At 31.8% G+C, this 14,796-nt stretch carries 10 protein-coding genes; 7 read left to right on the top strand and 3 right to left on the bottom strand.

All coding sequences use genetic code 11. The annotated features are described in order from the left end of the window. Both LBP67_00110 and LBP67_00105 read right to left on the bottom strand, forming a co-directional pair. Positions 1–921: a magnesium transporter CorA family protein gene (locus tag LBP67_00110; GenBank protein ID MDR2083390.1), complete on the bottom strand. Its 921-nt coding sequence runs from the start codon at positions 919–921 to the stop codon at positions 1–3. Between the two features lie 147 nt (positions 922–1,068). Beyond that, positions 1,069–1,659 carry a DUF308 domain-containing protein gene (locus LBP67_00105; protein MDR2083389.1) on the bottom strand — a complete coding sequence of 197 codons (591 nt, stop codon included), beginning with the start codon at positions 1,657–1,659 and terminating at the stop codon, positions 1,069–1,071. Positions 1,660–1,853: 194 nt separating this feature from the next. Between LBP67_00105 and asnS the strand changes: the two genes are divergently transcribed. From asnS to LBP67_00090, 3 genes are read left to right on the top strand one after another with little or no spacing between them, the layout of a single operon-like run. After that, positions 1,854–3,299, top strand: coding sequence for an asparagine--tRNA ligase (gene asnS / locus LBP67_00100; GenBank protein ID MDR2083388.1), 1,446 nt, complete (start codon positions 1,854–1,856; stop codon positions 3,297–3,299). 12 nt (positions 3,300–3,311) lie between these two features. Beyond that, positions 3,312–4,796, top strand: a complete 1,485-nt coding sequence (gene rpoN / locus LBP67_00095; protein ID MDR2083387.1) for an RNA polymerase factor sigma-54 — start codon at positions 3,312–3,314, stop codon at positions 4,794–4,796. A 1-nt stretch (position 4,797) separates the two neighbouring features. Continuing rightward, entirely contained in the window at positions 4,798–5,421 is a 624-nt protein-coding gene (locus LBP67_00090) for a hypothetical protein (GenBank protein MDR2083386.1), read from the top strand. A 146-nt stretch (positions 5,422–5,567) separates the two neighbouring features. Here the strand turns inward: LBP67_00090 and LBP67_00085 are convergent, their stop codons facing one another. Further along, complete coding sequence (locus LBP67_00085; protein MDR2083385.1) at positions 5,568–6,281, bottom strand: PorT family protein; 714 nt, start codon at positions 6,279–6,281, stop codon at positions 5,568–5,570. Between the two features lie 140 nt (positions 6,282–6,421). Here LBP67_00085 and LBP67_00080 point away from each other — a divergent pair, with 140 nt between their 5' ends. The 4 genes from LBP67_00080 (at position 6,422) to LBP67_00065 (ending at position 14,779) form a co-directional block, all read left to right on the top strand. Further along, entirely contained in the window at positions 6,422–8,704 is a 2,283-nt protein-coding gene (locus LBP67_00080; GenBank protein MDR2083384.1) for a lamin tail domain-containing protein, read from the top strand. A 128-nt stretch (positions 8,705–8,832) separates the two neighbouring features. Further along, complete coding sequence (kbl, locus tag LBP67_00075; protein ID MDR2083383.1) at positions 8,833–10,023, top strand: glycine C-acetyltransferase; 1,191 nt, start codon at positions 8,833–8,835, stop codon at positions 10,021–10,023. Between the two features lie 7 nt (positions 10,024–10,030). Further along, positions 10,031–10,675: an isoprenoid biosynthesis glyoxalase ElbB gene (gene elbB / locus LBP67_00070; protein MDR2083382.1), complete on the top strand. Its 645-nt coding sequence runs from the start codon at positions 10,031–10,033 to the stop codon at positions 10,673–10,675. A gap of 54 nt (positions 10,676–10,729) precedes the next feature. Continuing rightward, positions 10,730–14,779, top strand: a complete 4,050-nt coding sequence (locus tag LBP67_00065) for a C25 family cysteine peptidase (protein ID MDR2083381.1) — start codon at positions 10,730–10,732, stop codon at positions 14,777–14,779. The last annotated feature ends 17 nt before the right edge of the window (positions 14,780–14,796 follow it).

Below are 14,796 nucleotides of genomic sequence, written 5' to 3'. Positions count from 1 at the left end.
TTATAACCAACGTTTCCTTTTAAAAAATAAAAGCATTCCGACAATAGTAACTATCATTACGCCAATTAATAATATAAACGCATTTCTGGATTCACCGAAAGGCAGGTTAACATTCATTCCGTATAAACCGGTAATAAATGTTAAAGGCAAAAGTACGGAAGAGAAAAATGTGAGAATCTTAATTATTTCATTAGTTCTGTTTGCCTGCATAGAGTCAAATGTTTTGGATAAACTTTCAATTAATTCGCCGAAATCTTCAGTCATATCCCAAATCTTTTGAACGTAATCGAGAATATTACTCCAGTATTCTTCCATATTATCGGCATAACCTTTTATTTCCCCGGATTCGAACTTATGGAATAATCGTACTTGAGGTTTGAAAGTCGTATTTAGAAGAATTACATTTTTTCTTGATATTGAAATATTTTCGATAGATCTATCAGCCTTGTTATCAAACATTTCGGTATTAATATAATCAATTCCTATTCCAATGCGTCTTACAAGTTTATAGGTTTCTTCCATCATTTTCTGCATAATTCTATATAGTAATTGATCGGAAGAACCGAACATAAAATCTTCATTATTATCTTCAGAAAGAGTCGATTGTTTCGCTTCTTCAAACATTTCAAGTACTGTCCAATGCGCCTTTCCTATAGTTATTATATAATTTTCTCCCCAAAAAATTTTCACTTCACGTATGCGTAAAAATTTATTTTGTTTGTCTAAATAAGGGAAATGTAATATTAGAAAATAATAATCATCATAGACATCTATCTTAGGTCTCTGATTTGTAGAGCTCATACAATCTTCGATAGCGAGAGGATGGAAGTGAAATTCATCAAGTAAAAAATCAATATCATCGTCAATAGGATTTGGAATATTGTGCCATTTTAATGTTCCAAATTTTAGAGTTTCAACCATAACACTCAATATCTAAGTTAATAATTCTACATGCATGCAAATTTTTCGATTTTAATCGGACAAAGATAGGAAAAAATATTCAATTGTTTTTACTTTCATGAAATAAAAAAGCCTCTTAATTTAAGAGGCTTTTTTATTTTTTCGAGTTTATTTTTCGATTTCTATTGCTTTGTCAATCTTATTTTTCAACTTCTTAAGTTTTATAGAAGCGTAAATTGCATATATACCCATTACAATAAAACCAACGCCTGTAAAAACAACAAGTGTTAATGCTGATAACATCGGATTGAATAATAGAATAATACCTAAGATTAATGTAATAATACTCAATGCCAGTAAATATCCCCAACCACTAATTCTGTATTGACGGAGATCTATTGAAAGACCGATTAAATAAATTGATCTGAAGACGATTAAAAATCCGACGAAAAGCGGTAGTGTTGTAAAAGAAATTACCGGATGAATCATCAGGATTATACCTAAAATCACACCCAATATTCCGGAGGCTAAAGTCCAACCCCAACCGTCTATTTCATCCTTATTGGAAATTGAAAATACAATGTCAATAATACCGATAATGAGAAACGAAATGCTGAAGAGAATTGCTAAAGATACATAGGCTTCAGACGGAGTAAATAGAACCCAGATCCCTAATGCAATGAGTACAATACCTGCGATTAATGCAAGATACCAATTCTTAATAGAATTTTTTACAGTTTTAAAAAAAGTACGTGCCATAAATAGTAATTTTAGTTTTGCCTACTCTATAAAGTTTTCGGCTGCTCTTTTAATTTAGCAAAGAACTGAAAAAAAAATTATTAAAGCAAACTTTTAGTCATAAATATTTTAAAAAAAATTAAAATGAAAATTCTCTATTCTCTGTTTTACATTCTCCATTAAAAGAATTATCTTTGCAAAAATGTATTTTTAATATGAGTAAAACTAAAAGAATTAAGATTGTTGATTTGTTGGTAAACGAAGATTATAACTCTATAGTTGTTGTAAAGGGTTGGATTCGAAATAAAAGAGTGAGTAAAAATGTTGCTTTCTTAGCAGTGAACGACGGATCTACCATAAATAATTTACAAATAGTTATTAATGATCCGGATGATGAGTTAATATCGAAATGTTCGGTTGGTTCATCAATTTCGTGTATTGGTAAATGGGTTAAATCACAAGGAGATAAACAAGCCGGCGAACTTATATCTGAAAAATTAGAAGTAACAGGTTTTGCTGATCCGGAGTTATATCCTCTACAACCGAAAAAACATTCTTTGGAATTTCTTAGAGAGATAGCACATTTGAGATTTAGAACAAATATTTTCGGAGCTGTTTTCAGAATTCGCCATGCGATGGCTTATGCAATTCATAAATTTTTTAATGATAAAGGATTCTTTTATATTAATACTCCGATAATTACGGCTTCCGACTGTGAAGGTGCCGGTGAAATGTTTAGAGTTACTACTCTGGATCTTCTTGATTTACCGAAAAACGATTTGGGAATGATAGATTATTCTAAAGATTTCTTCGAAAAAGAAACAAGCCTGACAGTTTCCGGTCAACTCGAAGGAGAACTTGCTGCAATGGCTTTATCGGAGATCTATACTTTCGGTCCGACTTTCAGAGCTGAGAATTCGAATACAGCAAGGCACCTGGCAGAATTTTGGATGGTTGAGCCGGAAATGGCTTTCTGTGATATCAATGATAATATGGATCTTGCGGAAGAAATGCTTAAGTATTTAGTTAAATATGCTTTAGATAATTGTGCAGATGATCTGAGATTTTTGAACGACAGACAGGTTAATGAGGAAAAAGATAAACCTCAAAACGAACGTTCGGCGATGCAACTGATTGAAAAATTGGAATTTGTATTGGCTAACGATTTTGTTCGTATTAAATATAGCGAAGCAATAGATATCCTGAAAAATTCAAATCATAATAAAAAGAAAAAATTTAAATACCCCGTCGATGGTTGGGGTGTTGATCTTCAATCGGAACACGAAAGATATCTTGTTGAATATCATTTTAAAAAACCGGTGATTCTTACGGATTATCCTAAAGATATTAAGGCTTTCTATATGAAACAGAATGATGACGGCAAGACGGTTAGAGCTATGGATGTTTTATTTCCTCAGATTGGTGAGATTATAGGCGGTTCCGAAAGGGAAGCCGATTATGATAAGTTGTTGACACGCATGAAAGAAATGGGTGTCCCCGAAAAAGAAATGTCTTGGTACTTGGATACCCGAAAATTCGGAACCGTTGAACATAGTGGTTTCGGACTCGGCTTCGAACGTCTGTTACTTTTTGTAACGGGAATGAGCAATATTCGTGATGTTATTGCTTTTCCGCGTACGCCCGGCAATGCTGAATTTTAAAAGATCAAAATCATGTTAAATCAAAAACTTCAATTAAAACAACAACAAAAACTTTCGCCACAGCAAATTCAGTTGATGAAATTGTTGCAACTGCCAGTTATGGCACTTGAACAAAGAATCAAAGAAGAGATTGAGGAAAATCCGGTTTTAGAAGATGTTAGTGATATTGGAACGACTGATGATTATGAAGAAGGCGAAGCTTCTGCGACAAATGATGAATATGATGAAGCAAGTGATTATGAGAGTGATGAAACCGATTCCGATAATGAATTTTCCTTTGAAGATTATATCAGCGATGATGACGATGAAATTCCTGCTTATAAGTTATATACTAATAATGTAAGTAAAGATGATGAACGGAAGGAAATTCCGATTGCCTCAAGGAAAAGTTTTTTAGATTTTCTTCAAGAGCAAATATTGATGCTTGATCTTGACAGTGAGCAATATATAGTTGCCGAGTACATTATTGGTAATCTGAATGAATCAGGATATCTTAATCGTGATTTGACTTTTTTGTCTGATGATTTGATTACAACGGAAGGGATTGAAGTTTCGACGAAAGAAATTGAAATGGTTTTGTCTAAGATTCAGACCTTGGATCCGCCGGGAGTAGGAGCAAGAAATCTTCAAGAATGTTTGTTGATTCAATTGAAGAGGTTGCCGCAAGATGAAAATGTTGTCTTGGCAACGGCAATTATTGAAAAATGCATTGATGAATTTACAAAAAAACATTACAATAAAATTCTTTCAAAATTAAAGATTAACGAAGAACAGTTAAAAGATGCTGAAAAAGTTATTTTGAAATTAAATCCGAAACCGGGTAACTCGATGAGTGAAACGGCAAAAACTATCGGTTATATTATTCCAGATTTTATTGTTAATATTGTTGATGGGGAACCTGTACTTAGTTTAACATCTCAGAATGTTCCCGAATTAAAAATTAAGAATAGCTATATTTCAATGCTCCGAAATCTTAATAATTCTTCTGAAGAGTCTAAAAAAGAGGCCGTTGCATATATCAAACAAAAAATCGAATCGGGAAAAACTTTCATAGATTTAATCAATCAAAGACAAAAAACTTTGATGAATACAATGCAAACAATTATTGAGTTGCAGTATGATTTTTTTGTTACCGGAGATGAAATCAAGCTTAAGCCGATGGTTCTTAAAGATATAGCTGATAAAATCGAAATGAATATTTCAACTGTATCTAGAGTTATTAATAGCAAATATGTTAGGACACCTTATGGCACATTTCTTTTGAAATATTTCTTTTCGGAAGCAATGGAAAATGATTCCGGAGAAGAAGTTTCTACTAGAGAAATAAAAGCTATAATGCAAGAGTGCGTTAATAATGAAGATAAAAATAAGCCGATGACCGATGATGAGCTTATGGAATATTTGAATAAAAAAGGTTATCCCATCGCCAGAAGAACTGTAGCTAAGTACCGCCAGCAGCTAAATATTCCTGTAGCAAGATTACGCAAACAAATATAATATGTCGGTGTTTGAAAAAAATATCGCATCAGTTATAAATACAATTTTCCATCCGCTTTGTATTCCTACTTATATTATTATTCTGTTCTTTTATTGTAATATATACACTTCCAATGTAATAAATGCAAACATTAAATTATATGTTTTGTTGTTTATGATTTTAGTATCGATAATAATTCCATGTCTATGTTTTTTTGCGATAAAGAAAGCACGGATTTATGTTCCATCGGAAGAAAATAAGAAATTGTGGACAGGAATGTTTGCTTGTATGATGGCAGTGGTTTTTTTCGCTATAAGTCGTTCTTTCACAGGAATTAACCTGCCGTGGATAATGATTTTGTTCTTTATGTGGAATGCGATGTTTATTTTTTTATGCGGACTCGTATCAATATTTGCTAAAATTAATTTTTATGCAATTGGAATAGGAGAAATTATTGCTTTGTATATTTGGTTTATGAAAAACGGATTGGCTTCGAATCAGTTGTTTCTGTTCATTCTGATATTTCTTTTTGGAATTATCGGATGGGCACAAATTATTAAAAATAAATCACTTGCCATTAACTATTGTTTGGAAACACTGATAAGTATCTTGTTTGTGCTTATTGCTTTGGGATTTAAATATTAAATAAAAGGAGTTTGTAAATAATATTCTACATTTTATTTGATAGGATAAGGATACAATAAATTATACTAATATTGCAAATTATAAAGAATTTTCATAATTTCTAAATATTGACTTTGTGTACTGTGTCAGGGAGTGTTATACAGGTTTTAATATTCAGGAGTAAATGATATTCCTACAGTAATAGGGTTTAATTTACTTCCGGCGCCGGCATCATAGACCGGTGTTAACGAGTATGTTGCATAAGCATTGAACCATTTCCAACCGATTCGAACAATAGGTCCGATTTGAAAAGCCGATAAATGATCTAAATTATATTTCTTGATTTTAATATCCCCTTCGGTTCCATATAAGTAATCAGTTCCTTTAAATTTAAAATATGAATTTATAAGAAAGTCGATTTTTGCTCCTACAGAAACTTTAAAACCTTTATTACCGCAATATCTAAATTCGAAAGGAATATCTATGTATGTTAAGGTCATTTTGTTACGAGAATAAGTTATCGAGGGGTCAGTTATAGAATCTATTTTTAAGAAATAAAAATTATCACCCATTCCTTCCAATTGCAATGATGAAGGTAACATATCTTTCGGTAAAGCATCAATATAATAATTTTGAAAACTGATACCCGCGCCTATACTAAATGAGAAATTAGATTTTCCGAAAGGAATAACATAAGAAGCAGAAAGTCTGAATCCCTGATTAATAGCACGTGGGTTAAAATTTTCCGGTTTGTTTGTTGAAATGATCGTGAAAACATCAAAAGAATTGGTATAATGCCTCTTAATATTTTCCGGAATCTGTGCTGTTATTGTTGTGCTTATTGATAAGATTAATATTAATATGGGGAGAATCTTTTTCATAAATTTAATTTTATATTTCAATTTTAGAATAATTTGGTTGCAAAGGTAACAAAGAAAAGATAAAAAAAACTTTTTTTAGAAAATTTAATTAATGTATGGTTATGTCTGGATGTTTTTGCAATATAATATAAAAAAATATTATGAAGATTTCTTGTTTATTTATCCTATTGTTTATTGCTTTGGTAAACTTTGTTCATGCCCAGTTTAATGATAATTTTGATGATGGAAATTTTGCTTTAGAGCCCCAATGGCAAGGACACCCTCATCTTTTTTGTATAAATGATGATAATGTTTTACAACTTTGTGCCGAAAATGAAAATGAAGCATTTTTATTTACTGAAAATAAAATGTTAAATAAAACGGAATGGAATTTTAATATAAACCTTAGATTTTCTCCCTCAGCAAATAATTTTCTTATTGTTTGGTTGGTGGCAGATACTTTAATCCCTGAATTAATTTCGAAAGGATATTATTTGAAATTTGGAGAGGCAGGACAAAATGATGCGATAGAATTATACTCCTATTCAAATTCTGAGCATATAAAAATTCTTCGGGGAGTTGATGCCAATATCGCATCATCTTTTAATAAAGACATTAAAATTGAAAATGATAACGGGAAATGGACTCTGTTTTCCAAAAATGCAGAAAATGAATATTATATAAAAGAAAATGAAGGGTTTTCATATTTTGCCTTTCAGCCTAAGTATTTTGGATTGCATTGCGTATTTACGTCGTCTAATTCGAATAGATTTTATTTCGATGATTTTCTTATTTGCGAACTTAATATTGACACAAGTTTACCTGAAATCTTAAATATAATTTATAAAGATATAGGCTCATTAATCGTAGAATTTTCCAAAGCGGTCATAAATGCAGATAACAAATATAATTATATGTTGAACGAACGGTTTCAATATCCTAATCAGATCATTAATATTGGTAATAGCAGTAGATATTTTTTGTTGAACTTTGTTGGATTTAATAATGAATTTGCCGATCGACTCTGTGTGAAAAATATTGTTGATTATAGGGGTAATGTTATGATTGACACTTGTTTGCATGTTTTCGTTCACAAACCGGAATATAGAGATATTGTTATTAACGAAGTAATGTTTGATGTTAATCCTGCACCGAATCTGTTACCGGCGCACAGATATATTGAATTGTTTAATACTAAAAATTATGTTTATGATATTTCCTCTTGGCAATTGTTTTCTTCGGATAAAATATTTGAACTTCCAAACAAGGAGGTTTTTATTTCTGATTATTTATTACTAACTGTAAATAAGTCGGATTATGACGTTTATGATGGCGTATTTAATTTTACTTCTCTTACTATAAAAAACTTGGATACGTTGACTTTATTTGATTCACAAAATAATTTAATTGATAGAATTGATTATAGTTCGCAGATGTTTTTCTCTGATGAAAAATATTCCGGTGGCTGGTCGTTGGAGCTAATCGATCCTTATGATAAAGAATCCGATTATAAAAATTGGCATGAATGTATTAATGAATCAGGAGGAACACCTTTGGCGGAAAATTCGGTTTATCAATTAGATATTATTTTCGGAGAAAAACCGGAAGAAGGAGATTTGCTTATAAATGAAATTTTATTTAATTCTTCTGAAAATACTTCCGATTATGTTGAGGTTATTAATGTCTCCAATAAAATAATAAGTCTGCGCGATATTGATTTTTGTGTGTATTCCGAAAGTTCAACCAAAGTATATTCCATTGGGTATGCAAATACTTTGATTTATCCTGATGAAATCAAGATGTTTAGTTCGAATCTCGAAGGACTTGATGTAACTTATCCTTACCATAACGCTGATAATTTTATTATTTCGAAGAATTTCCCAAATCTTAATAATGAAGAAGCGTGTGTCGGTTTACAAAATAAATATGGAAAAATAATAGATAAATTGTGCTATAATTCAAACATGCACTTTGTTTTTCTAAAAGATAAAAAAGGAGTTAGTCTGGAAAGGATTTCTGTATTTAGACCTTCCGAAGATAAAAGCAATTGGCATTCGGCCGCGCAGACTTATGGTTTTGGCAGCCCCGGTGTTGAAAATTCTCAAACAATCTTAACAAATAATAATGACTTTGCATCTGCAATTGAAATCAACCCAAAAGTTTTTTCTCCAAATAATGACGGAATAGCAGATGTTATTGAAATATGTTGTAATTTTAGTGATCCGGAAAATTTAGTAACTGTAATAGTCTTCAATGTTAAAGGATTTCCGGTAAAGTATTTAGCTAAAAATGAATATATTATTTCTTCGGAATGTCTTTATTGGGATGGGGTGGGCGATAATGGAATGACAGTGCCGCAGGGAAATTATATAATTGTTGTTGATATGTTTAGCTCGTCAGGCAGAATCGGAAAATATAAAAAAGTATTTTCAGTGAGATACTAAGTTTCATTAATGTTTGTATTAAAATTAAAAATTAAGACATAAATTTATTAAGAAAAATTAGGATAAGTTAATAAAATATTTTACCTTTGCGAATTGTCTTATCAAAAAAAATAATTAATAATAATTTTATGTATAAAGATTTTAAAAATTTTTTACAGACTGAAATAGAGGAAATTAAAAACGCTGGTCTGTATAAAAATGAAAGAGTTATAGTGTCACCGCAAGGGGCAGTGATAAAATTAGAAAATGGAAAAGAGGTGCTTAATTTTTGTGCGAATAACTATTTAGGCCTTGCTAATAATAAACAACTTATTAATGCTGCAAAGGATGCTTTAGACACTCATGGTTACGGTATGGCATCTGTTCGTTTTATTTGCGGAACATCGGATTTGCACAAAAAATTAGAAACAAAAATTGCCGAATTTTTCGGAACTGAAGATACCATTCTTTACGCAGCATGTTTTGATGCTAATGGCGGAGTTTTTGAACCCTTATTAAGTGAAGAAGATGCAATTATTTCCGATGCATTAAATCATGCCTCAATAATTGATGGAGTTCGTTTGTGTAAAGCGCAGAGATATAGATATGCTAATGCTGATATGCAAGATCTTGAAAAACAATTGCAAGAAGCTCAAAAGAATCGATTCAGATTAATTGTTACTGACGGTGTATTTTCAATGGATGGAAATGTAGCTCCTTTGGATAAAATTCTTGAGCTTGCCGAGAAATATAATTCAATGGTAATGGTAGATGAATCTCACTCTGCGGGTGTTGTTGGTGATACGGGGAGAGGTGTTACGGAACTTTTTAACAAAAGAGGTGAAGTTGAAATCATTACAGGTACTTTAGGTAAAGCTTTTGGTGGTGCAATAGGTGGGTTTACAACTGGTAAAAAGGAAGTCATCGAACTGTTACGTCAACGTTCGAGGCCTTATTTGTTTTCAAATTCTATTCCGCCATTGGTTGCAGCGGCCGGTGTTAAAATGGTAGAAATGATGAGTAGTACTAATGAACTTCAAGATAAATTACATTTCAATACGAAATATTTTATTGAAAAAATGAGTAAGCTTGGCTTTGATATTAAACCGACTCAGTCTGCAATTTGTGCCGTTATGTTATACGATGCGAAATTATCTCAGAACTTTGCAGCCGCATTACAAGAAGAAGGTATATATGTTACAGGATTTTATTATCCGGTTGTCCCTAAGGACGCTGCGAGAATAAGAGTTCAATTGTCGGCTGCACACGAAGTTGAACACCTTGACAAAGCGATTGCCGCTTTCGAGAAAATAGGTAAAAAGTTAAATGTATTAAAATAGTGAGATTATGAAGAAATTTGCAGTAATACTTGCAGGTTGCGGAGTAAAAGACGGTTCTGAGATTCATGAGGCTGTTCTTGCTTTATATGCTATAAAAAAACTTGGTGCCGATTATTCGATTTTTGCACCTGATGTAGAATGCAAAGAAGTAAATCACCTGACTATTCAGGAGACAAATAATGTGAGAAATGTACTTGTTGAATCTGCACGAATAGCACGTGGAAATATTAAAAATCTTTCCGAATTTAATGAAGGAGATTTCGATGCTTTAGTTATTCCGGGCGGTTTCGGGACTATGAAAAATCTTTGCAATTATGCCTATGTCGGAATAGATTTCGCAGTAAACAAAGACGTAGAGAAAACAATAATGAGCATGTATAATGCCGGAAAACCTATGGGCTTTATGTGTATCTCTCCTTTAATTGCAGCTAAATTAATTCCCGGAAGTATTTTAACAATAGGGAATGATAAGGATACTGCTGAGGTTATAGAAGAACTTGGCAGTGAGCACATAGTTACAGAAAGCGGCGAGGTTTGTATCGACCGTGACAACAATATTTTTACCACAGCTTGTTACATGCTTGATGTTGATATTTCACAAATAGGAATCGGTGCGCAAAATTTAATTGAAGCAATGCTTGAGAGTTTGTAAAATATTGCCTGTTCCTAATATATAAAAAATTAATCCCAATAAATATATTATGTTATGAAGAAATTTTTATTTTATTTTTTAGCTTTAATATTAAATGTATCATTTTGTTTAAATATTAATGCTCAAGAATTATCATATTCCGATTTAAAGAGCGGTAATGGTATTTCAATAAATATGACTATGAAGTCTTATGATATTGTTACATTAAACCATAAAGGAGAAGAAATGCACCAGATTTCTGTTTCCGGAATAGTAATTCCTAATGATGAAGGTATGCCGAATATACCAAGACTTTCACGTTTAATTGCTATACCTCAGGGGGCAACAGCCAGTTTCAATATTAAAAACATTGAAACTGAAACTATTAATAATTTAAATATTGCTCCGGCATTACGCTTGCAATCGGAAAATGAAGAACCTGAATTTAATTATACTAAAAATAAAGATATTTATGATAATAATGCTTTCTACCCTGTTTCTCCTGTTGAAATTTCCGAGAGAACTTCTTTAAGAGGTGTAGATGCAATAGTTTTAGGAATCACTCCATTTCAATATAATCCGGTTACAAAAGAGTTGATTGCTATAAAAAAAATAGATATTGAAATTATTTATGAAGGTGGTAACCACCATTATGGTAATGATAAATATCGTTCCAGATGGTTTGACCCTATTCTTAAAAATGCACTATTTAACTATGATGTTCTTCCTGATATTGACTATAATAAAGTGATGGTTAATGAAAGTAAAGATAATGTCGGTTGTGAATACTTGATTGTAATTCCAAATAATGATATTTGGTTACCTTATGCCGAACAATTAAAAGATTTTAGAACAAAACAAGGCATACTTACTAAAATAATGAGATTAGATGAGATGGAAGTAACCACTCCTGCACAAATGAAAACATTTTTTCATAATGCCTATAATACATGGGATATACCACCTGTTGCCGTTTTGCTTATGGCTGATCATAAAACTGATATGACTCAAGGTATTCCGGGAGAAACAATTTCTCACCCTTTGGGTAGTTGTATTACTGATAATCAATATGCCGATGTTAATGGTGATTTACTTCCTGAAATGGTTTTTGCACGTATGACAGCGGAAACCGAACAACATTTGCAAACAATGGTCAGTAAAACTTTGGAGTACGAATATACCAATCCGTGCATGGATGAAGCATATTATAACAAACCGATTACTGCTTTAGGTTGGCAAACGGAAAGATGGTTTCAAATATGCTCTGAAGTTGTAGGCGGATATCTTAGACAAAACGGTAAAGATCCTGTTAGAATCAATGAAATTTATGACGGAATACCCGGAAATGTTTGGTCAACAGCTCAAAATACTAATACTGTTGTTAATTATTTTGGGCAGAATGGATTAGGATATCTACCTGCATCTCCTACCGATTTGGGAAACTGGTCCGGCGGAACTGCAGCTGATGTAATTTCTGCAATTAATAATGGTGCTTTTATGTTACAACACCGTGACCATGGTTATGAACCAGGATGGGGTGAGCCAAATTTTACAACTTCTCATGCACCACAAATTAATAATCAAGGCAAACTTACATATATTTTTACAATAAATTGTTTAACAGGCAAATTTAACCATACCTCGCCATGCTTTATTGAAGTATATCATAGATTGGCTACCGGAAATCAAAATAGAGGTGCTGTCGGATTATTAGGACCTACTGAAACCTCATACTCATTTGTTAATGATGTATATATTTGGGGTGTATATGATTTATTTGATCCTGATTTTATGCCTACTTTCGGACCTTATGCAGAAAATTCCGGAAATTGGCTGCCTGCTTTTGGAAATGTTGCCGGAAAATATTTCCTATATCAAAGCAGTTGGCCGTATAATACTAACAATAAAAATATTACATATCAAATGTTTACTGCACATGGTGATGCCTTTTTGCGTTTGTTTACAGAGGTCCCGCGTGAAATTGAAATATCCCACTTAAATGAAGTTATGATGGGTACACCATTGTTTGTTACTTGCGAAGAAGGTGCGCTCGTAGCTCTGACAGTAGGCGATGAAATAATATCTGTATTTGAAGGAACAGGCTCTGAACAAGAAATTCAATTGCCGATATACGACCCTCAAACAGAGATAACAGTGGTTGCAACAAAACAGAATAGACTTCGATATGTTAATACTGTATTAATTATTCCGGCTACCGGTCCGTATATCATTAGTAATGGTTGGAATATTTATGATGAAAATAATAATGGAAAATTAGATTATGCAGAAACTGCTGATATAGGATTTACTGTAAAAAATATTGGTGCAGATGCTACTAATGAGTTAACGGTAGAGTTAATAATTAATGATGATTTTGTAACGATTGAAAAGTCTGTGGCAGATTTTGGTACTGTTCAAGTTAATGAAGAAAAAACAATTGACAATGCTTTTTCAATAAATATCGCTAATAATATTCCTGATAACTATGTTTTTGATGTACGATTTACTATGACAAATAATAGTAATAGTTGGTCGGTACAAACAACATTTACGGCTTATGCTCCGGTTATACAACTTTTTGATTATGATGTAGTCGGTGATATTATCCCCGGTGCAACTGTTACTATTACGCCTATATTTATTAATGAAGGTGGTTCTGGTGTATTTAACCCCAAAGTAAATATAATCATAAATAGTGATATTGCTACACTTAATACTGGTAATCCTATTAGTTTTAATAATTTTGATTCGGGAGAAACCTCTTCAGGTAGTTTTAATATGACAGTTAATAATAATGCAAATTATGGAGAATATATCCCAATTACTGTAAATCTCGCCGCTGATAATGAAATAAGTAAAGTTGCTGAAATAGAGACCTTATTAGATGCTTGTAATATATCAATAAATAGTTTCCCTTGGCTTGAGGATTTTGAAACAACTACTTCTATTCCGGAATGTTGGACTCAAGAGTTTGATGATAATAATTACGATTGGTATACATATAATGGAGGAATAACACATAAACCCTATTCTGCGCATAGCGGTAGTATTAATATGATTCTTGCCGGATACGGTTTAACAAAATTAATATCACCAAGTATAAATGTACCGTCAAATTATATTGCTACTCTGAGTTTTTGGCATGCACAAACAGCAAAGAATGAAGATCAAGATATATTAAGAGTTTATTATAAAACATCTAAAGCCGGAGAGTGGATCTTACTTCAAGAATTTACTGAAAGTATTTCAGATTGGACGAAAGTAACCATTGAATTACCTGATACTAAATATACTTCTAATTATTACTTTGCTTTTGAAGGCGAAGCAAAAGGTGCTTATGGTGTTGTTATTGATGATGTTGGCATTACATTGGAACTGAACCCTTGTATGGATGTAATTGATTTTAATGCCGATTATCAAGAAAATACAGTTAATTTAACTTGGACACTTCCTCAACCTTCAAGTGATTTGTTGGGGTATGATGTTTATTTCAATAATAATCTGCTTGAAAGAAGCATCTCTAGTGAATATGAGCATACAAATATTCCATATTTAAATACTTTGAATTATTGTGTCGTATCTGTTTTTAATGAATGTACGGGAGATCCGGTTTGCTTGCAAGTAATTACATGTCCTACCCCAAGTGATTTATCTGTTGATTATATTGATAATAATATAATTCTCGAATGGAGTGGTGCTATAGATACTAAATATTTTAATATTTATAAAAATGATGTATTAATTGCTGCTGAAGTTACCGAAACATCTTATTCCTATTATGATGTTGAAATAGGAGAACATACATTTAAGATTACCGCAGTTTATGAAAATTGTGATGAGTCGGAAGGAGCAGAAGAAAAATATAATATTGCCGGTATCAATAATATAGAAAATAATCTTATGGTATATCCTAATCCTGCAACAAATTATATAAACATTGAGGGTAAAGATATTGCTTATGTTACCTTATTCAATTCAATAGGTCAAATTATTAATAAAGCAATTGTTAATGGTGATTTTATCTATTTGGATATAAATAATTATAATTCAGGAATATATTTCTTGAAAGTAAATTTTCTTGATAATACATCAAATAATATAAAAATAATAATAAACAATAATTAATATAATAACCTATGAAA

The organism is Bacteroidales bacterium (assembly GCA_031276035.1).
Taxonomy (GTDB): Bacteria; Bacteroidota; Bacteroidia; order Bacteroidales; family BM520; genus RGIG7150.
This window is presented reverse-complemented; position numbering and strand designations above follow the sequence as displayed.